Here is an 18303-nt window from a genome sequence, read left to right on the forward strand (position 1 = left end):
TATTCATAAATCAGGAGCAGCGTGATAACACAATCACCTGGTTCCTGGAGTGATGATTAACCCGCCCTGAGATCAACTGCTTTCTCTGTTATAAGCCATTGATTGTTTGGGTATGTAAACACCGGAGACCCAACCATGAAAAAGATTCTCGTATCATTTGTTGCCATTATGGCTGCCGCTTCATCTGCCATGGCTGCAGAGACAATGAACATGCATGACCAGGTAAATAATGCACAGGCACCTGCCCACCAGATGCAGTCATCTGCTGAAAAAAGTGCAATTCAGGGAGACAGCATGACAATGATGGATATGAGCAGTCACGATCAGGCCGCAATGTCCCATGACATGATGCAAAACAGCAATTCTGCTGCCCACCAGGACATGGCTGAAATGCATAAAAAAATGATGAAAGCTAAACCCGGAGCTACCAACGAAACAGCAAAGTCATTTTCTGAAATGAGCGAGCATGAGAAGGCCGCAGCTGTACATGAGAAGGCGAATAATGGTCAGTCTTCCGTTGTTCACCAGCAGCAGGCTGATAAGCATCGCAGTCAGATCACCCAGAATTAACCCGCAGCTCCACTTGTTAGACCCTCATTTGACGCCGAAGTCACTGGCTTACGCTCCCGTCCGGGAGCGTTTTTTTTCCCATATATCAAACTTTAACTCTGAAGAGGTGGAAGTATCTGACCAACACTGTCACGTAACGCCAGATAACTACAAAAACACCTTTTTCCTCCTGTAAATTGCAGTTCCTGCAAGAACATCAAGGCATAATGTTGGAACAGCGTGTGATACACACTTAGCATCATGTTTTGTATGTGTTTTTTTAAAACTTTACAACTTTAAAGTCTTTTTCAGGTTAAAGGATACAACTTTAATGTCTCTACACAGCAACGCGAAAAAAGATCAAACTATATATAAAAAAATACAATGGATTATGTCACAAAACCGCAAGCAGGCAGGGGGAAGCAGGGCTAAGGGGTATTTTGAGGACTCGTGCGGGGTAACGCGTTAATGCAAAAAGGGCTAACCTTGCGGTTAGCCCTTTTCAGAATGTGGTCGGCGAGAGAGGATTCGAACCTCCGACCCACTGGTCCCAAACCAGTTGCGCTACCAAGCTGCGCTACTCGCCGAATGCGGAGCGCATCTTACTGCTGAGGTGCGCCCCCGTCAATCCCTTATTTTCAAAAAGCCATTCAACTGGCGATATTCTCGCCAGACCAGCTATTGCGCGGCTTTTGTGGTGTTATCAGGGAGTTTACACCAGTTGTTATTTTCGTTAATGCCACCGTTCGGTGAGGTATAGCCGAGACAGCCCATAATGGTGTCATACAGCTCAACGTGACGGCGCGGAACCTTGATCTCTGCCTGCTGCTTCAGATGGGCAAACATTTTGGCTTTGTCCGGGTTTTCAAGGTACTTATCCGACATCCACATGATCATCGGCACGCGGAACTGCTCCGGCGGGGCCAGCTTACGCGGCGTGCCGTGCAGATGCTCTTTCTCGTTGATGGACTCACCGTGGTCTGCGGCGTAGATCACAATCGCTTTCTTATCGCGAAGCTGGTCGATCACCCGGCTGAGGAAGGTATCCACATACAGAATCGAGTTATCATAGGCATTGATCAGCTCCTGCTTGCTACAGTTCTTGTTAATGCCGACACACTCAGGCGTCCATTTGGCGAAATCGCGCGTATAACGCTGATAGTAGCTGTAGTGTGACCCTTTGGTATGCAGAACAATAAGGTGCTTACCCTTCGGATGGTTTTTCAGCGACTGTTCCATCTCAGAGAGCAGCAGCATGTCATCAACGTTCTTTCCGCGGTTACGCGGCTCGGCGCCAATCTGCTCACGATAGGCGATGTTATCCGCCATGGTGTTGGTGTAGAACCACATCTCACTTTGCATGGCGAACAGATCGGAGCTAAATCCAAGCTGCTTCAGAACAGCAAACACGTTTTGCTCTTTCAGCGTGCGCTGTGGGTTATCACTCGCACCGCCCTCACGCACAAACATACAGCGCAACGAGAGCTTCGTGGCGGTATCGCAGGAGTAGCCGCGGTAAGCCACCAGATTTTTTTCCTGCGCCAGTTTCGGGGTGGTATCGCGGTCATAACCGAGAAGCCCCATATGATCCCAGCGCGTCGTTTCGCCGATAACAAAGACCACGTAAGTATCATCCAGCCCATCCGCCGGAGCCTGGTAGGTGAACTTTTTGGTCGGGTTAATCAGCGATTTTACATCGCTGGACTCGTCCGCCTGTGCCCAGGCATACAGCCCTAACGCGGACAGCCAGTTAGACGGCAGATACGAGTTAGCCACCACGCCGCCGTAGCTTGGCATATCCACACCCGTCGCTTTTTCGATGCGTTTTTGCTGTTTTTCCATCAGGCGAATCGGCGCCCACACCAGCAGACCCGCCAGGAGAACGACGGCGACGTTGCGAATGCGCTGCCCACGAGTGCGCAGCTGGCGTAACAGGGTATAGCGGCAGGTATTACTCCAGATAAAGAAGAGCGGAACCAGGCAGGTCAAAATCGTCCACATGATGAACCCTTGTCCCACCACCTCTTTCGAGAGGTCGATGTCCGTGGTCATCACCGAAGCAACAATACCGTAGCCAATGACCACGTTCATGAACGTCATGTAATAGCTGGCGGCGGCGGAGATAATCACCACCAGCGAGGCCAGAATTTGCCATGTGCGACGGCCAAAGAGAGAAAGCAGACGTAGCAGGAAGAAGGTTGCCAGAATTGAGCCAAACACTTCAATCGCGGCGAAAATCCCGTTTCTTACGGTGAGGTGTTCAAAATAACCTTCCACTCTTCTGAACAGCACCGCGCCATTCAGAAACAAACCGATATAGACAGCCAGCATCAGACACAATCTTTGCTGGGTAAGAGATCTAATATATTTCATGCAAACAACCCTGGGGGAAGGGGTATAAAGACCCGCCGAATCTCGTTGAGAAAGCTGACAGAGTAAGTAGGTGCGAGAGAAACCGTTATCAGAAACGTCTACAAGCGCGATAAGTAGACCACAGTGGGGAAGAAAAGTGGCAGCAGAGAGTGTGATCGTTGAAGATTTTTACAAAAAATCAGCGTCTGGAGAAGCAGAACGCTGATGCAACCCCGAAAAATGGGCAAAGGGCCAGCGAACCGGCCCTCCCGGATTACTCGTATTCGACGCTAAAATTCACTGTCGCATTTGCCGCGCCCACGGTGGCATCCGGTTTAACAGGCACATAGCTGGCGATGTAATTCAGCTTGTTCGTACCATCAAACCAGACGACATGCTCCACGGGTGTAGAATCGGTACTGGAGGGGGACTGCTGCACCCCGCCCGACGTTTTGATTTTTAACGCCACGCCCGTCGCGCCCCCGCTGTCCAGCGCAAAGAGTGAGGAGTTAGTCACATCTGGCGTACCGTCCATCTTGACGTAGGCCTTCGTGGCATACGCGCAGTCTTTTAAGCCGATACTAAAGCTTTTCTGATTCAACTCCTTACCCACTTTTATCGGGCGCTGAAGCACCACGGTATCCATATCGACGTCAATACTGTCGCTTTCCAGCTCACAGGTGGCCGCCTTAATGATAATAGAAAAGTGAATATCGCCTGCGGAACCGATATTCGTCGGTGCCGCCATCGCTGAGGTGGTAAGCAGCAAACACGCTGGCAAAAACCTATTAAGGGTATTCATCCGGCTTACTCCACATCGATACGCATGGTGGCGATCCCTTCGAACTCCCCGGCGGCGGGCAATTTGCCGGTGGTGCTAATAGGGTAAGCCGAAATGGTCGTCGAGGCGGTGCGGTGCGTATCATCAACCAGCGCAGTTACGCTCAGTTCCTGATTAACGCTGGTGTCATTTGGCACCAAAATCTTACCGTTCGCGCCCTCAATGACAGCGCCGATATCCGGATTGCCCATGTCAATGGCATTCGAATCATTGGCGTTTGGCATTCCCTCAATACGCAGGAAGATCTTAACGCCATCGGCAATATTGGTGCATTTAAACTGAAGGTCTTTAGTAAACTTCGTGCCGTTCTTTGCAATTTGCCCTTTGCGATCTTTAAAATCACTGGCCTTAAATTCACCAAACGGTATTTCCAGCGTGCTGCCGCTGGAGAGTTCGCAACCCTGGGGAACAATAATATGGCCACTAAAAAATACGCTAGCCAATGGAATCGCACTGTAGACTCCCGCTTTAGTGGTTCCAAAAATATCCAATAGCTTTGTACTGGGTATAGTCATCTCACCAACGAAAGGATGATTAATATAAAGGGAGAGCTTTCCTCTACTTCCGGTCCCCCAGCTTCCATCCTTCCCATCCACATCGCAACCCACTCGGCTCATAGTCAGATTATCGATATTCTCAAATGGTACTGAGACGTCTTCCTCCTTGTGACCTGCTATCCAGACATCGGCAGAAATCTGGATATTATCATTGATAATATAGTATTCCCTTTCTCCTTCGCTGTGACCTACGGGGAGAGGTGAGCTAGCCTTGAACAGGACGGTGGTGGGAGCATCGCCAGGCGGGCATTCACATGTCGCTTGATACGACCCACCTAAATCCCATGACCAAAAGTCGCGGAATACCGTCCCTGAAGCATTCTTTGACGTATCTGTGATGGTTTTCTCCAGCACTGCTGAATAAGTGTGGGTACTGTCTGGGGTACACGGTCCCCAATCCGCTGCCGCCAGCGCCTGCCCTGAAACCAGCGCAGTTCCGCCCAGCAGGCCCGCAAACATCATTATTTTTTTCAACATACTCGTATCCTTCCCTGTTACCGGCAGACGGCATTCGCCATCACCACGCCGGTATTCTCCTGTTGTTCCGGCAGCGTAAACGCCACGCGACATTGCTGTGCCTGGTCTTTACCCCAGTTAACCTGAAGTGCACCTTTCTCCGGCATCCCGCTGATATAAAGCTGTCCGTCTTCACCTACGATACTGCTGGACTCTTTTTTGGTATCCAGCAACGTGGCGGTCGCTCCAAACGGCACCGCTTTGCCATTGGCCTGCGTCAGGGTCATTAGCACGCGATAGCCCACGCGGGTGTCGAAGCGTGCCCGGACGATGGCACCGCGCGTTGGCACCACGTTGACGGAGGCGGTGTCCAGATCAACCTGATTGTTCAGGCTGTCGCTTCGCAGTGAGACTTCCGTTTCACGGTACGGTGTGAGGTACGGCACCACCGCGTTACCCATCCAGTCCACTTCCACGCCGCCGTTGTTGATGACGTGCGCACCGCGCGCGCCCGGCGCAGAGATAATGGCCATTGACTCGCCCAGCGGTTGAGAAAGCGTAATGCCTTCACTGTGGGCAATCACGCCGCCGCGCAGACCGTAGTTCACCTGCTGGCCGTCGCGGTTGTAGTTGTAGCCCAGGCTGGCATTCCCTACGCCGCCCTGGTAATCCAGGTTCACGCTGCCGCTGTTACCCTCGCCGTTGCTGCCGTAGCCTTCCTGCACGCTATAGTTCAGGTTGCGGTCTTCCAGCGCGGCACCGCTGACGCCCAGTTGCTGGTTGGTACGGCCATGCTGATCGGTGGTGAGATGGTAGTTACTCCACATACGTCCCAGCGGAATCGACATGGAGAATGACAGCAGACGATCGCTCTCATCCCACTCCGGGCTTTTCGTCCAGGTGTAGGCGATGCTGTAGTTCACGCGCCCAATACGGCCGTTGTAGCCAGCGTTCAGCGAGCGTTGTTTACCTTCATCATTCCAGTAGTCCTGCTGCGTGACGTTAAAATAGACCGAGCCCCAGGTACCCAGTTGCTGCGTCACGTTGCCCTGAATCTGGCTACGCTTGTGGTACTGGCTATACGAGCTGTCCGCATCGCTGCGTACATCCGTCGCTTCCTGGAAGGTGTAGTAGCCGCTGGTCGAATATTTGTAACCCAGCAGACGGAAATCGGTACCGCTGTTGAAGCTCTTGGAGTAGAGGAAGCGGTAAGACTGACCTTCCGACTTTTCGTCATTTGCCAGATTGCTTTTCGCCTGAGTCACGTCGATGGAGACCGCACCGATGTAACCGAAGTTTTTACCTAAGCCACCCGCCAGCGAATAATAGTCGTCGGAGAAGATCGACCCGCCGTAAACGGTAAAGCCGTACGGCAGACCGTACATGGCATCCAGCTGCCAGAACTTCGGCTCGGCGCTGTCATAGTTCCCGGCACGGTATTCCCCTGCGGAGAGGCTGTACTTCAGATGGCCTTCACGCTGGAGGATCGCCACCGCGGAGAACGGTTGAACGAACTTCTGCTCGCTGCCGTCCGCCTCTTTGATGGTAACCGTCAGGTCGCCGCTGTTTGAGGTGGGGTACAGGTCATTAATTTCAAACGCACCCGGCTGAACAAACGTGCGGTAAATAACGTAGTTGTTCTGCTCAACGGTCACTTCGGCGCTACTTTTGGCAATACCGCGGATCACCGGCGCAAACCCGCGCTGGCTGTCAGGCAGCATCTCTTCGTCGGAGGTTAGCTGTGCGCCGCGCATCTGAATGCTGTCAAAAATATCACCGGACGTTGAGGTGTCCCCCAGCGTCAACTGTGATTTTAACGGCACAATGGCACGGCTTAACGAGGTGCCGATGTTATCCCATCGGTTATCGCCATCGTTTCGCGTCCAGGTACTGTAGTTACGTAACCGCCACGCCCCCAGGTTCACGCCGCTGCGCAGGTTCAGGTAGTAGCTGTCGCTGCTATAGCTGGAATCGCTGTCATGCGCGTCATAGCTGGCGTTGCTACCGGTGAAGTTATAATCCACCAGCAGGGCGTTCACCCCTTCGTCCCACTGCGATTCTGGCACCGTACCGCGCGCGGTCTGTCTCATCGCGGCCTGTGGGAAACTCATGATCAATGTCTGGTCCGCAAAATCGAAATGGCTGGCAGCCTGAGGAATAATGTCGTCAAAAGCAACGCAGGCTTCCGGCGGCGCCATTTTCAGCGCCGGAAAGCTCTCAATACGCACGCCCATATCCTCAAGCTGCACACGACTCAAGCACGGCACGAGGGACTCACCCATTTTTGTGCGCTGCGCCTCTGTCGCGGCCTTAAACTCCAGGGTGCGAGACTCCATTTTTTTATCGTTGACCACCACCGACACGCGGTATTTACCCGGTAGCTGTTCGGCTTTACTGGATTCATACATTGAAAGGTCAACGTGCTGCTCAATACCCGGCACATCCTCCAGAAAGCGCGGATTAAATTTTCCTGCATATACGGGGAGCGTACCCGCAATCATCAGCGCAAGCGCAGACAGCGGGAAACGCGGGGTCTTATTGACCAGAGGAAGATGCGTCCATGGCATAGTAATAAACCCTTAAAACGTGTTAATTAACGCGCTGTGTAAGCATGTCGCCAGCGGTGCCGAAGTCATTAATAATGTTGTATTTAACTTCGCTTACCTTACCGGTGCCGGCTGGCAGTTCGATATTCAAAGAGCCTTTTGCCGGAACCATTCCCGTTTTTTCAATATTGCGACCGTTGGCGTAAAATTTATTAAACGTCAGGTTAAAGGCGGATGGGTTTTCCACTTTGATCTGGTTAGCCCCTGCGCTTGTAAACTTCAGTTTGCTCCAGCCGTCCATGCTATTACCTTTCAGGCCCGCCGGGCGATAGAACAGTTTTAAGCGGGTACGCACGGCAATTTGCAGCACGTTTTTATCTTCTGCGTTTTCACTTTTGGCAGGAATCGCTTTCACGTTAACCCAGTAAACAGATTCACGATCCTGCGGTAACGCATTAGACGTATTCACAATACGTAAGACGTTATTTTTCGTCGGATTTAATTTAAATAACGGTGGGGTGATGATAAATGGCGTTTTTTTATTACCGTTAGCATCATCAATCCAGGACTGGATAAGAAATTCGTCCGTGGTGCTTTTATTGTTGACCGTCAGAGAAGCTTCCTTTCTGCTGCCGTCATAAATAACGCGCGTGCTGCTTAATGCCACGCCGCCTGCAAAACTGTTTTGAGCAATCAGCGCCAGCGCCAGCGCCAGTGCTGCGCAAGATATCAAACGTGAGCGGTTCATGATTCTCTCCCTGAGTCTCCGCTGGAAAAAATGGCAACGGGGTTTCCGTTGCCATTGTGATTGTCTGTACTAATGACAATTCGATTATTCGTAAGACAGGTTGAAGTCTACTTCTGCGTTACCGTAACCGGTGGTGACAGCCGCTTTGGTTGCAACATAGTTAGCGGTGTAGTACAGCACGGTCTGGCCAGCAGACAGCGTGGTGGTGGATTTACCGCTGTTCATATCAACCAGCTTGTTTGCGTTGTCGTAGATACCAATACCCACACCAGATGCCGCGCCAGCTTCAGTGCTAACAGAAACCAGTTTTGCGTCGTCTGCATCCGCTACGCCAGTGAAGTTGACGTTAACTTTGGTTTTGCTGGAGATATCGCAGTCTTCCAGTTTGATCTGGAATGGTTTGGAAACAGATTTGTCGCCAACCGCTTTGAAGACAGTTTTCTTAACCTGACCCAGCACAACTTCCTGGTTCTGAGAGTCAGTAGAAACGACGCATGGTGAGTCAACGATTTCACCGGTGAATTTAACGGTGCCGTCACCAGAATCAGCCGCGAAAGCGGAAGTGGAAACAACAGCGAGAGCAGACAGTGCAAAAACAACCTTTTTCATTAAAAACTCCATTTATGTCGAAAGATGACAGAATACATCCTTAGGAATAACCTGCATTCCGTGAGGGAATGGAGCATATAGAGAGAGGGTCAGATTTTAAAATTAGATTAAGTAAAGCTACCTTTCAGCAGGACTTAAAGTAATAAAAATCATAAAGCTATGAGGTAGCGCACATCCACAAAAGTTATATTCGGAATAAATCAATATAATTAATATATTGTTTTTTCTAATTCATAAAGTACTGGAATGTTTTCCCTTATTTATCGGGCGGCTGGTAGATTATAATTTATTATGTCTTTATGCTAAAAAAGCGCCCGATGGGCGCTTTTTTACAACAGATTTATCATGCATGTGCTTCGCTTAACACTTCACGCTGCGGCTGACGAATCGTGGTAGACAGCGCCAGCGAAATAATCAGCAGGGCAAATATCACACAGAAGGTCACATAGAAGCCGCCGAACAGCGAGGCAATCAGCGAACCGCAAATACTGCCGATGCCGAAGCCGAGATAAATCACGCCGTAGTTTTTCGCCAGGTTGTTCAGGCCAAAGAACTCGCTCACCAGTGACGGGAAGACGGTAATGGTGCCGCCAAAGTTAAAGGCTACGCAGGCAATCGCCGCAAAGAATGTCGCCTCATTCAGCGGAGCGAACAGCAGCGCCGCCATCCCCACCAGCGAGATGACCTGCCCCAGCGTAATCACGCGGATCCGGGCGATTTTGTCAGACAGAATACCCAGCACCAGGCGACCCGAGAGGTTAGCAATAGAAATAACCGTTACCGCGTTCGCCGCCGTCGCCGCGTCCAGTTTCACCATGCCCTGCGCGATATCCTTCGCCACGCCGATGACATACAGACCGCTCATGCAGGCCGTCAGGAACATCACCGCCAGCATCCAGTACTGCGGTTTACGCATGGACTGTGCGAGAGTGAAATCATTCTCCACCACGCCGTTAACGGTTTTCACTTCCTGCTGAGGGGCATCTTTCATCAGCGTTGCGCCGAAGAGGATCATCACCAGCACAATCACGCCCCAGATCATAAAGGTTTTCTCAAGCCCCACCGAGGCCAGCAGATGCGCATCGATGAATTTGAACCCGAGGCTGCCCAGGCCATACGAACCAATGGCAAATGCGGAGATCAGTCCTTTACGCTCCGGGAACCACTTCACGCAGTTAGACAGCGTCAGCAGGTAGCCTGCGCCGTCCGCCAGCCCCACCAGCACTCCGGCGCTCAGCCACAGCATCATCAGGTTGTCAGAATGTGCCGTCAGGAAGAAACCCACGCCCAGCAGGATCCCGGAGGCCATGGTCACACGCTTCACGCCGAAGCGCTCCTGAAGTTTGCCCGCCACGGAAGAGGAAATGGCCAGCCCAAGACTCAACAAGCCGAAGGAGAACGCCACCTGGCTTATTGGCGCGCCGAGCTTATCAGACAGGGCGCTGTTAAACAGGCTCCAGGTATAGACCGAGCCCAGTGCGAACTGGGTAACGATGGTGCCAAATAGCGTAAGCCAACGCGTGCGGTTATAAGTTGATTCGTTCATGGCAGTGTCCTGCAAGATAAATTAAGGAAATTCGCTGAGGACACGATAAACAAAACCCCAATACGCCAGGGGTAAAACGGCATGAAATGCAGGAGAAACGGAATGAAATGCCTGGAAGCGGGAATGAATGACCTTGCCGGGAAAGAAAACGCTTAAAGGTGAGTGAGTACTATCGCTGCAACCCTCACCGTTATTGTATTAAATATGTTACCGCAGCGTTTAAAAAAGTAACAACCCTAAAATTTGGCGCTTAAGCCCAGGGTATACAAATATTCTTCCTCCGACTGCTGGTTGTAGCTGATCTTCGCCCAGGGGTGTAAATCACCATACTGCGTATCGACACGCCACCCCAACGAGTTCACGCTGGCATGCCAGAGGGGATCGGTAAGCGACTGCGTGGTGGTGGTATCACCAAACGCATTCACCGGTGCGGGGGGCGTGCCATCTGTGCGCCACGCCATTACGGGTCCGGTTGTGAAATGTCCTGCCACGGGAAAATTCCAGCCAACGCTCAGAACGGTTTCCGCATCCAAACCGGAGGGATCGTTCAGGGCAAACCCCGCCGCATTCTGCGAGCGGTTTATACGTTCCGCGAGAATATCTTCATAACGCGGTTGGTGATCGGCGTCCCATGTATAGCGTTCCGTCGTATTATTTTGTGCATCTGAAACGATATATTCCTGTTGCCACGCAAAAGCGGTGTTACAAAGAAGCAGGCAGGCTGAGACACCCACCAGGCCAGAAGCAGCATGGCGACCACTGATTTTTTTTAACATCATCAAAGCGACTCCAGAAAGAGCCGAATTCGGCGATATATGTCATTGTTCGAAGAGGTATTAGGGCGTATAGCTCTGTATTAACTATTGTCTCTTTAGCAGACACGTCAAGCCGGGCAGATTGAAATTTTTGCGTTTACCGTATCAGGAAGGGAGATGACCTATGCAACGTTGCGGCTGGGTAAGCCAGGATCAGCTTTATATCGATTATCACGACAAGGAATGGGGCGTACCGGAAACCGACGGTAAAAAACTGTTTGAAATGATTTGCCTCGAAGGCCAGCAGGCCGGACTGTCGTGGATCACCGTTCTGAAAAAGCGTGAGAACTACCGCAAAGCCTTCCACCAGTTCGATCCGGTCGCGGTTGCCGCCATGACCGAGGACGATGTGGAAAGGCTGGTTCTGGATACCGGTATTATCCGCCATCGCGGTAAAATTCAGGCCATTATTGGTAACGCACGTGCTTATCTGGCGATGGCGCAAAACGGTGAACCGTTCTCAGCCTTTGTCTGGTCGTTTGTGGATAACGAGCCGAAGGTAACGCAGGCCGCCACGCTTGCAGAGATCCCAACCTCGACCCCCGCCTCAGATGCCCTGTCGAAAGCGCTGAAAAAACGCGGCTTCAAGTTTGTGGGCACCACCATCTGTTACTCCTTTATGCAGGCCTGCGGGCTGGTCAATGACCACATTACGGGCTGCTTCTGCCATCCGGAGGGCCACAATGATCCTCAAATGGCAAAGTGAGAACACCGCGCCGCTTTTGCGTCTGTGGCTGGAAAGCACCACCGAGGCGCATCCGTTTATCGACGCAAGCTACTGGCAGGCGAATGAAGCGGTAGTGCGGGATGATTACCTTCCCGCCGCCGAGACCTGGGTCTGGGAGGAAAACGGTACCCTGTGCGGTTTTATCAGCGTCATGCAGTTCCAGTTCGTGGGAGCCTTGTTTGTCGCCCCGGCGTTCATCGGAAAGGGGATCGGGCGTGCGCTGCTGAAGCACGTTCAGCAGCACTACCCGTATTTAACCCTGGAGGTATATCAGAAAAACGTGCGGGCGGTGAATTTCTACCATGCGCAGGGTTTTCGCATTGAAGACAGCGCCTGGCAGGATGATACCCAACACCCGACGTGGATCATGAGCTGGCAGGCGGATCAAACGCCGTCAGCGTAAGCGCTGGCCCCTGATATTTTTCCACCCAGGCCAGCGCCGTATTCCCCGCGCAGCCATTCCCCAGCTTCGAGCTGGGGAGATCTTTGGTCAGCACGTTTACGGCGCCGTTCTTACAAATACCGCCCTCCTCCAGCGCCAGATCCGGCCATGCGCCCTGATGAATGCAGAAAACGCCAGGGCGGATCCCGTCACTCACCACGGCGCCTGCCAGCACCTGCCCGCGCGCGTTCCAGACCCGAACGAGATCGCCGTGGTTAATCCCCCGCGCTTTTGCGTCATCGCTGTTCAGCGCAATCGGCTCACGATCGGCCACCGCATACTGCTCACGCAGAGCCGAATAGTTAAGCTGGCTGTGCAGACGATGGGCTGGATGGGCAGACAGCAGTTGAAGCTGTCCCGGCTGCGCATTGCCATGCCATTCATCCGGCTCCAGCCATGCCGGATGTGGGGGACAGTCCGCGTAGCCATAGCTGGCGATGCGTTCGCTGTAGATCACAATCTTCCCGCTTTCTGTTTTTAACGGGTGATTCTCAGGGTCGCGACGAAAATCAGCGAAGCGCACAAACCGCGCGTTCTGCTCGCTTTCCGGCATTTCGAAGAGTTGGTTTGCCTCCCAGAATTCAGCAAATGGCGGCAGCGTCACGCCCTGCGCCGCCCCGCGCTGGCTGGCAATCTGGTAAAACGTTTCCAGCCATTGCAGATCCGTTTTGCCCTCGGTGAAACGCTCGCGCCCGCCCGCTTCCCACATTTCACTCAGGTCGGCAAAGACGTCAAAATCATCCCGCGCTTCATCCCGGGGAGCCACGACGCGCTTCATCGGCACCATATGCTGGTTGCTGTAATCCCCGGTCATGGTGAGATCGTTACGCTCGAACGAGGTCGTGGCGGGCAACACGATATCGGCATGTTTGGCTGACGCGGTCCAGAAGCACTCCGAGATCACCACCAGCTCCGGTTTCTGCCAGGCACGGATCAGGCGGTTGGTATCCTGGTGATGGGTGAAGTTGGCCCCACCCGCCCACCAGACAAACTTTATATCCGGGAAATGGCGATCCTGGCCGTTATGCTGATAAAACCCGCCAGGGTTCTCCAGGGCTTCAACAATGCGTGCTACCGGAATTTTATCCACAGCGTCCACGCCACCCTGCACCGAGCCCTGCATGGACGCCAGCACCGCGGCTTTACGCGTCGGGTTGCCGCCGTTAGCAAAGTGATAGGAAAGGCCAAAACCGCCGCCGGGGGTGCCAATCTGCCCGAGCATTGCGGCGAGCGTCACCAGCATCCAGTGTTTTTGCTCGCCAAACTGCTGGCGCTGCATCCCCCAGCCTGACATGAGCATCGTGACATGACTATGGAATAACGCCGCCAGTTCGCGGATTTTAACGGCTTCAACACCGCAAATCGCCGCGGCCCACTCTGCGGTTTTCGCAATACCATCGGTTTGCCCCGTCAGATAGTCGGCAAATTTATCGAAGCCCGTGGTGCAACGCGCCAGAAATTCCGCGTCGTGCCAGCCGTTCTCCACCAGGGTGTGGGCGACGCCCAGCATCATCGCCACGTCGGTGCCCATATGCGGCGCGATCCACTCGGCGCTGTCACTGAAGAAATCCAGCGTTTCAGAATGCATCGGATCGATACAGATGATGCGCTTGCCGCTTTTACGCAGCGCATCGAAGTAGGACACGCCCTGCTCGTCGGAGGCATTCCAGGCAATTTTCAGGGTATTGAGCGGGTTGGCGCTCCACAGCACCACCACCTCCGTATGCTCCAGCACCAGCGGCCAGCTGGTCTGCTGCTGATAGACCTCATTTCCGCCTACGACATACGGCATGATCGCCTGCGCCGCACCGGTCGAGTAATCACCCAGATGGCCGGTATAGCCCCCGGCCAGGCTCATGTAGCGTTGCAGCAGGGTTGCGGCCTTATGCAGCACGCCGTTCGAGCGCCAGCCATAGGAGCCGGCAAAAATGGACGACGGGCCATAGCTGTCGCGAATGCGTTTATGCTGCGTATGGATCAACGCCAGCGCGTCATCCCAGCTCACGCGAACGAACTCATCCTGTCCGCGAATGCCCTGCGGTTTATCCGGTGACGCCAGAAAGCCTTTACGCACCATCGGCCAGCGTACACGGGTTTTGCTGTGTACCTGATCGCGAACGACGGTCTGTAAAGAGTTGTGATGGCGCGAAGGCAAAGCCCCGCGAGACGACAGCACAGTGTCGCCATCGGTTTCGACCAGCATCGGCCCCCAGTGGGCGGCGGTCAGAATGGTTTTTGTTGAGGTGCTCAAAGCGTGCGCTCCTGGTTGCGTGCAGGTGTTACGGCCTTCATTGGGGCAGTTTATGGTTTGTGACAAATTTCAGAGTTATCTATGGAATTTTCTCCGTATCCGGACGTCATAATCCACTGCCACGCCCGTCGTGGCAAAGAATAAAAAGGATTATGGAAATAAGATGAAAAAACGCGTACTCGTTATTGCTGCTCTGGTGAGCGGCGCACTGGCTGTTTCAGGCTGCACAACCAACCCTTACACCGGCGAACGCGAAGCGGGTAAATCCGGCATTGGCGCAGGTATTGGTTCCCTGGTTGGCGCAGGCGTTGGCGCACTCTCCTCCTCCAAGAAAGATCGCGGCAAAGGCGCGCTGATTGGCGCAGCGGCAGGCGCAGCGCTGGGCGGCGGCGTGGGCTATTACATGGACGTGCAGGAAGCGAAACTGCGTGACAAAATGAAAGGCACGGGCGTGAGCGTGACGCGCAGCGGTGACAACATCATCCTGAACATGCCAAACAATGTGACCTTTGACAGCAGCAGCGCGACGCTGAAACCCGCAGGCGCGAATACCCTGACCGGCGTGGCCATGGTACTGAAAGAGTACAACAAAACTGCCGTGAACGTGATTGGCTACACCGACAGCACCGGCAGCCACGATCTGAACATGCGTCTGTCGCAGCAGCGCGCAGATTCCGTAGCCAGCTCGCTGATCACCCAGGGCGTAGAAGCGAACCGCATCCGCACCAGCGGAATGGGTCCGGCTAACCCGATCGCCAGCAACAGCACGGCGGAAGGCAAAGCGCAGAACCGCCGCGTTGAGATTACGTTGAGTCCTGTGCAGTAGGTAAAAGCAAAACGGCAACCCCGTTGCCGTTTTTAGTCTTTGCGCCCTCTCCCGTGGGAGAGGGTTGGGGTGAGGGCATCAGACCGCAACCTCCGGTAAGCGCAGCGCCACCCGGCAAATTGCTTGATTCGCCAGATTTTCCCGCTAAGGTATTCTCACTAAATTCAGGGAAATCAGCGATGAGCAAACCAACCCGGGCCACCATCAGCGATGTGGCGAAAGCCGCCAAAACCGGTAAAACCAGCATTTCACGCTACCTCAACGGCGAGAAACACCTGCTTTCCGATGCGCTGCTGGCGCGAATCGAACAGGCCATTGCCGATCTCGACTACCGTCCCAGCCTGATGGCGCGCGGCCTGAAGCGTGGTCGTACCCGCCTGATTGGCCTTATCATCGCCGATATCACCAACCCTTACTCCGTCAACGTCCTCAGCGGCATCGAAGCGGCGTGCCGTGAGAAAGGCTTTACCCCTCTGGTCTGTAACACCAATAACGAAGTTGATCAGGAGCTGCACTACCTCGATCTGCTGCGCAGCTATCAGGTGGAAGGGATTGTGGTGAATGCCGTCGGGATGCGCGAGGAGGGGCTAAATCGCCTGCAACAATCGTCTCTGCCGATGGTGCTTATTGACCGTAAAATCCCGGAATTTGCCTGTGATGTGGTCGGGCTGGATAACACCCAGGCGGCCACCACCGCCACCGAGCACCTGATTGAACAGGGTTTCGAAGCCATTCTGTTCCTGAGCGAACCGCTGGGTATGGTTAACACCCGCCGCGACCGCCTGGCTGCATTTCGTGCCACGCTGGCGCGTTATCCCGGCGTGATCGCAGAAAATGCCGAAATCCCCCTGCATGAAGCCGAACAGCTGGATAATACCCTGCGCCAGTTCCACACCCGCCATCGGGGTATGCGCAAAGCGGTGATCTCCGCGAACGGGGCGCTGACGCTTCAGGTTGCCCGCTCGCTGAAACGCATTGGCCTGCACTGGGGCAGCGATATCGGCTTACTCGGTTTTGATGAACTGGAGTGGGCAGAACTTGCGGGCGTAGGCATTACCACCCTCAAACAACCGACCTGGCAGATCGGCTATGCTGCTGTTGAACAAGTGGTTCGCCGGATTGAAGGCACCCGCGACGCCGTACGCGAGCAGGTTTTTTCCGGCGAGCTTATCGTTCGCGGCTCTACCGCCCGTTAATTCCCCCTTCGTGACAGCGATCATAAATTCAACATCCCAAACTTTTCATTGGAACCGGTTCCAACTAGCGTAATACCATCGATTACGCCCTGGAGTCAGGAAATGAGCAGGAAAATAATGGTGGTCACCGCCGCGTATGGCGCGGATCAGGTGCGACAGGCAGGCGGTCAACGGGCGATGCTTCCCGTTATTGCTGGCGCAGGCGCTGATGGCGTTGAAATCCGCCGCGAGCTTTTCAACAGCGACGAGTTGATGGCGCTGCCAGCGCTCGGCGAATCCATTGAACTGCTGGGTTTACTGGCCTGCTACTCTGCCCCGGCTCCCCTGTTTATGCCCGACGGTGCCCTCAACCCGGATCTCCCGCGCTACCTTAGCGAAGCCAGCGCCCTGAACGCGCTGTGGCTTAAAGTCTCGCTGGGTCATTTCAGCGACAAACAGCCGCCTGAAGCCCTGCGCGCACTGCTGGATGAAAGCGGTATGACGCTGGTGGTGGAAAACGACCAGACCGACTGCGGTCAGCTCGCTCCGATGCAGCGCTTTAAAGCCGCCTGCCGGGTAATGGCGCTGCCGGTCACGCTGACGTTCGATATGGGTAACTGGCTGTGGGTCGGCGACTCCCCGGAAGAGGCCGCACGTCAGCTGGCTCCCGCCGTAAGCTATATTCATGTGAAAGCAGCGGTCCCGCATAAGGCGCAGTTCCGCGCCGTCGCGCCGGATCAGGCCGATTCTCGCTGGCGGGATCTGCTTAATCAACTCCCTGCCGATGCGCCACGCGGGATCGAATTTCCGCTTGAAGGGACGGACTTAACCGCCGTCACCCGCCATTACGTCAACCTGCTGCGCGAGGAGTAAAACATGCACAAGACGCTGGATGTCATCACCATCGGCGAGGCCATGGCGATGTTTGTCGCCACCGAAACGGGCGAGCTGAGCACCGTGGAGCACTTCATTAAACGTGTGGCAGGCGCCGAGCTGAATGTCGCGACCGGCCTTGCGCGGCTGGGGCTGAATGTCGGCTGGGTAAGCCGCGTGGGAAATGACAGCTTTGGTCATTTCGTTCTCGACTCGTTAAAAAAAGAGGGCATTGATGCCGAAGGCGTCACGCTCGACGGACGCTTCCCGACGGGCTTTCAGCTGAAATCTAAAGTTGAAAATGGAACCGATCCCATCGTTGAATATTTCCGCAAAGGCTCAGCGGCAAGCCATCTCTCCGTGGATGATTATCACGCCGCGTACTTCTCCTCCGCACGCCACCTGCACCTGAGCGGCGTGGCGGCGGCGCTCTCGGCCAGCTCGTACGATTTACTGGATCACGCCGCTTCGGCAATGAAAGCGCAGGGCAAAACGATCTCTTTCGATCCCAACCTGCGTCCGGTGCTGTGGAAAAGCGAAGCGGAGATGGTTGAGAAACTCAACCGACTGGCGTTCCAGGCGGACTGGGTTCTGCCGGGCGTGAAAGAGGGAATGATCCTCACTGGCGAAAGTACGCCGGAGGGCATTGCTGATTTTTACCTCAACAGAGGGGTAAAAGCCGTGGTGCTGAAAACCGGTGCCGACGGCGCATGGTTTAAAACTGCCGACGGCGAGCAAGGCGCCGTCGCTGCGGTAAAAGTCGACAACGTGGTCGATACCGTAGGCGCGGGCGATGGGTTTGCCGTCGGGGTCATTAGCGCCCTGCTGGAGGGCAAACCGCTGTCACAGGCCGTGACACGAGGCAACAAAATTGGTTCGCTGGCCATTCAGGTGCAGGGCGACAGCGAAGGCCTGCCAACCCGCGCGCAGCTTAACGACTAAATCCCCTCACCCCGGCCCTCTCCCCAAAGGGGAGAGGGTTAGGGTGAG

At 54.2% G+C, this 18303-nt stretch carries 16 protein-coding genes and 1 tRNA gene; 7 read left to right on the forward strand and 10 right to left on the reverse strand.

All coding sequences use genetic code 11. The features are described from left to right. Positions 1 to 135 precede the first annotated feature (135 nt). Complete coding sequence (gene pcoE, locus BH712_RS13270) at positions 136 to 570, forward strand: copper resistance system metallochaperone PcoE (RefSeq protein WP_000723069.1); 435 nt, start codon at positions 136 to 138, stop codon at positions 568 to 570. A gap of 489 nt (positions 571 to 1059) precedes the next feature. Here pcoE and BH712_RS13280 read toward each other — a convergent pair. The 9 genes from BH712_RS13280 to BH712_RS13320 form a co-directional block, all read right to left on the reverse strand. Then, positions 1060 to 1136, reverse strand: a tRNA-Pro gene (locus BH712_RS13280). A gap of 91 nt (positions 1137 to 1227) precedes the next feature. Continuing rightward, positions 1228 to 2922, reverse strand: a complete 1695-nt coding sequence (gene eptB, locus BH712_RS13285) for a kdo(2)-lipid A phosphoethanolamine 7''-transferase (protein ID WP_032674155.1) — start codon at positions 2920 to 2922, stop codon at positions 1228 to 1230. Positions 2923 to 3175: 253 nt separating this feature from the next. Beyond that, entirely contained in the window at positions 3176 to 3703 is a 528-nt protein-coding gene (lpfE, locus tag BH712_RS13290) for a long polar fimbrial protein LpfE (protein WP_006812321.1), read from the reverse strand. A 5-nt stretch (positions 3704 to 3708) separates the two neighbouring features. Next, the gene (lpfD, locus tag BH712_RS13295) at positions 3709 to 4776 is read right to left on the reverse strand and encodes a long polar fimbrial protein LpfD (protein WP_006812322.1); all 1068 of its coding nucleotides are present in this window, start codon (positions 4774 to 4776) and stop codon (positions 3709 to 3711) included. Positions 4777 to 4793: 17 nt separating this feature from the next. Then, the gene (gene lpfC / locus BH712_RS13300; RefSeq protein WP_006812323.1) at positions 4794 to 7322 is read right to left on the reverse strand and encodes an outer membrane usher protein LpfC; all 2529 of its coding nucleotides are present in this window, start codon (positions 7320 to 7322) and stop codon (positions 4794 to 4796) included. Between the two features lie 22 nt (positions 7323 to 7344). Then, positions 7345 to 8049, reverse strand: a complete 705-nt coding sequence (gene lpfB / locus BH712_RS13305) for a long polar fimbrial biogenesis chaperone LpfB (RefSeq protein WP_006812324.1) — start codon at positions 8047 to 8049, stop codon at positions 7345 to 7347. Between the two features lie 84 nt (positions 8050 to 8133). Further along, the gene (gene lpfA / locus BH712_RS13310; RefSeq protein WP_032674157.1) at positions 8134 to 8658 is read right to left on the reverse strand and encodes a long polar fimbrial major subunit LpfA; all 525 of its coding nucleotides are present in this window, start codon (positions 8656 to 8658) and stop codon (positions 8134 to 8136) included. A 343-nt stretch (positions 8659 to 9001) separates the two neighbouring features. Then, positions 9002 to 10204 (reverse strand): L-lactate MFS transporter, encoded by a 1203-nt coding sequence (locus BH712_RS13315; protein WP_006812326.1) that lies wholly within the window; start codon positions 10202 to 10204, stop codon positions 9002 to 9004. A 236-nt stretch (positions 10205 to 10440) separates the two neighbouring features. Continuing rightward, a complete protein-coding gene (locus tag BH712_RS13320; protein ID WP_006812327.1) occupies positions 10441 to 10983 on the reverse strand; it encodes a hypothetical protein in 543 nt (180 codons plus the stop codon). A 160-nt stretch (positions 10984 to 11143) separates the two neighbouring features. Here BH712_RS13320 and tag point away from each other — a divergent pair, with 160 nt between their 5' ends. Both tag and BH712_RS13330 read left to right on the forward strand, forming a co-directional pair. Beyond that, positions 11144 to 11725: a DNA-3-methyladenine glycosylase I gene (tag, locus tag BH712_RS13325; protein WP_006812328.1), complete on the forward strand. Its 582-nt coding sequence runs from the start codon at positions 11144 to 11146 to the stop codon at positions 11723 to 11725. Continuing rightward, the gene (locus BH712_RS13330; RefSeq protein ID WP_006812329.1) at positions 11703 to 12149 is read left to right on the forward strand and encodes an N-acetyltransferase; all 447 of its coding nucleotides are present in this window, start codon (positions 11703 to 11705) and stop codon (positions 12147 to 12149) included. Before tag ends, BH712_RS13330 begins: the two co-directional genes overlap by 23 nt. Here the strand turns inward: BH712_RS13330 and BH712_RS13335 are convergent. Further along, on the reverse strand, positions 12112 to 14439 hold the full coding sequence (locus BH712_RS13335) for a molybdopterin guanine dinucleotide-containing S/N-oxide reductase (RefSeq protein ID WP_006812330.1): 2328 nt from the start codon (positions 14437 to 14439) through the stop codon (positions 12112 to 12114). The genes BH712_RS13330 and BH712_RS13335 overlap by 38 nt on opposite strands. Before the next feature lie 163 nt (positions 14440 to 14602). On the opposite strand from BH712_RS13335, the gene BH712_RS13340 reads away from it, so the two are divergent. From BH712_RS13340 to BH712_RS13355, 4 genes are all read left to right on the forward strand, one after another. Beyond that, positions 14603 to 15265, forward strand: coding sequence for an OmpA family lipoprotein (locus BH712_RS13340; protein ID WP_032674158.1), 663 nt, complete (start codon positions 14603 to 14605; stop codon positions 15263 to 15265). A gap of 179 nt (positions 15266 to 15444) precedes the next feature. Continuing rightward, positions 15445 to 16461, forward strand: a complete 1017-nt coding sequence (locus BH712_RS13345) for a LacI family DNA-binding transcriptional regulator (RefSeq protein WP_006812332.1) — start codon at positions 15445 to 15447, stop codon at positions 16459 to 16461. A 102-nt stretch (positions 16462 to 16563) separates the two neighbouring features. Beyond that, positions 16564 to 17313 carry a sugar phosphate isomerase/epimerase family protein gene (locus tag BH712_RS13350; RefSeq protein WP_006812333.1) on the forward strand — a complete coding sequence of 250 codons (750 nt, stop codon included), beginning with the start codon at positions 16564 to 16566 and terminating at the stop codon, positions 17311 to 17313. Positions 17314 to 17316: 3 nt separating this feature from the next. Further along, positions 17317 to 18255, forward strand: coding sequence for a sugar kinase (locus BH712_RS13355; protein ID WP_006812334.1), 939 nt, complete (start codon positions 17317 to 17319; stop codon positions 18253 to 18255). The last annotated feature ends 48 nt before the right edge of the window (positions 18256 to 18303 follow it).

It is taken from the genome of Enterobacter hormaechei ATCC 49162 (assembly GCF_001875655.1).
GTDB classification, from domain to species: Bacteria; Pseudomonadota; Gammaproteobacteria; order Enterobacterales; family Enterobacteriaceae; genus Enterobacter; species Enterobacter hormaechei.

Coding starts and splice junctions, on each gene's coding strand:
- BH712_RS13330 (WP_006812329.1), top strand. CDS start 11,703: ATGATCCTCAAATGGCAAAGTGAGAACACCGCGCCGCTTTTGCGTCTG.
- lpfE (WP_006812321.1), bottom strand. CDS start 3,703: ATGAATACCCTTAATAGGTTTTTGCCAGCGTGTTTGCTGCTTACCACC.
- lpfC (WP_006812323.1), bottom strand. CDS start 7,322: ATGCCATGGACGCATCTTCCTCTGGTCAATAAGACCCCGCGTTTCCCG.
- lpfB (WP_006812324.1), bottom strand. CDS start 8,049: ATGAACCGCTCACGTTTGATATCTTGCGCAGCACTGGCGCTGGCGCTG.
- eptB (WP_032674155.1), bottom strand. CDS start 2,922: ATGAAATATATTAGATCTCTTACCCAGCAAAGATTGTGTCTGATGCTG.
- BH712_RS13315 (WP_006812326.1), bottom strand. CDS start 10,204: ATGAACGAATCAACTTATAACCGCACGCGTTGGCTTACGCTATTTGGC.
- lpfA (WP_032674157.1), bottom strand. CDS start 8,658: ATGAAAAAGGTTGTTTTTGCACTGTCTGCTCTCGCTGTTGTTTCCACT.
- BH712_RS13340 (WP_032674158.1), top strand. CDS start 14,603: ATGAAAAAACGCGTACTCGTTATTGCTGCTCTGGTGAGCGGCGCACTG.
- BH712_RS13355 (WP_006812334.1), top strand. CDS start 17,317: ATGCACAAGACGCTGGATGTCATCACCATCGGCGAGGCCATGGCGATG.
- BH712_RS13350 (WP_006812333.1), top strand. CDS start 16,564: ATGAGCAGGAAAATAATGGTGGTCACCGCCGCGTATGGCGCGGATCAG.
- tag (WP_006812328.1), top strand. CDS start 11,144: ATGCAACGTTGCGGCTGGGTAAGCCAGGATCAGCTTTATATCGATTAT.
- BH712_RS13345 (WP_006812332.1), top strand. CDS start 15,445: ATGAGCAAACCAACCCGGGCCACCATCAGCGATGTGGCGAAAGCCGCC.
- pcoE (WP_000723069.1), top strand. CDS start 136: ATGAAAAAGATTCTCGTATCATTTGTTGCCATTATGGCTGCCGCTTCA.
- BH712_RS13320 (WP_006812327.1), bottom strand. CDS start 10,983: ATGATGTTAAAAAAAATCAGTGGTCGCCATGCTGCTTCTGGCCTGGTG.
- lpfD (WP_006812322.1), bottom strand. CDS start 4,776: ATGTTGAAAAAAATAATGATGTTTGCGGGCCTGCTGGGCGGAACTGCG.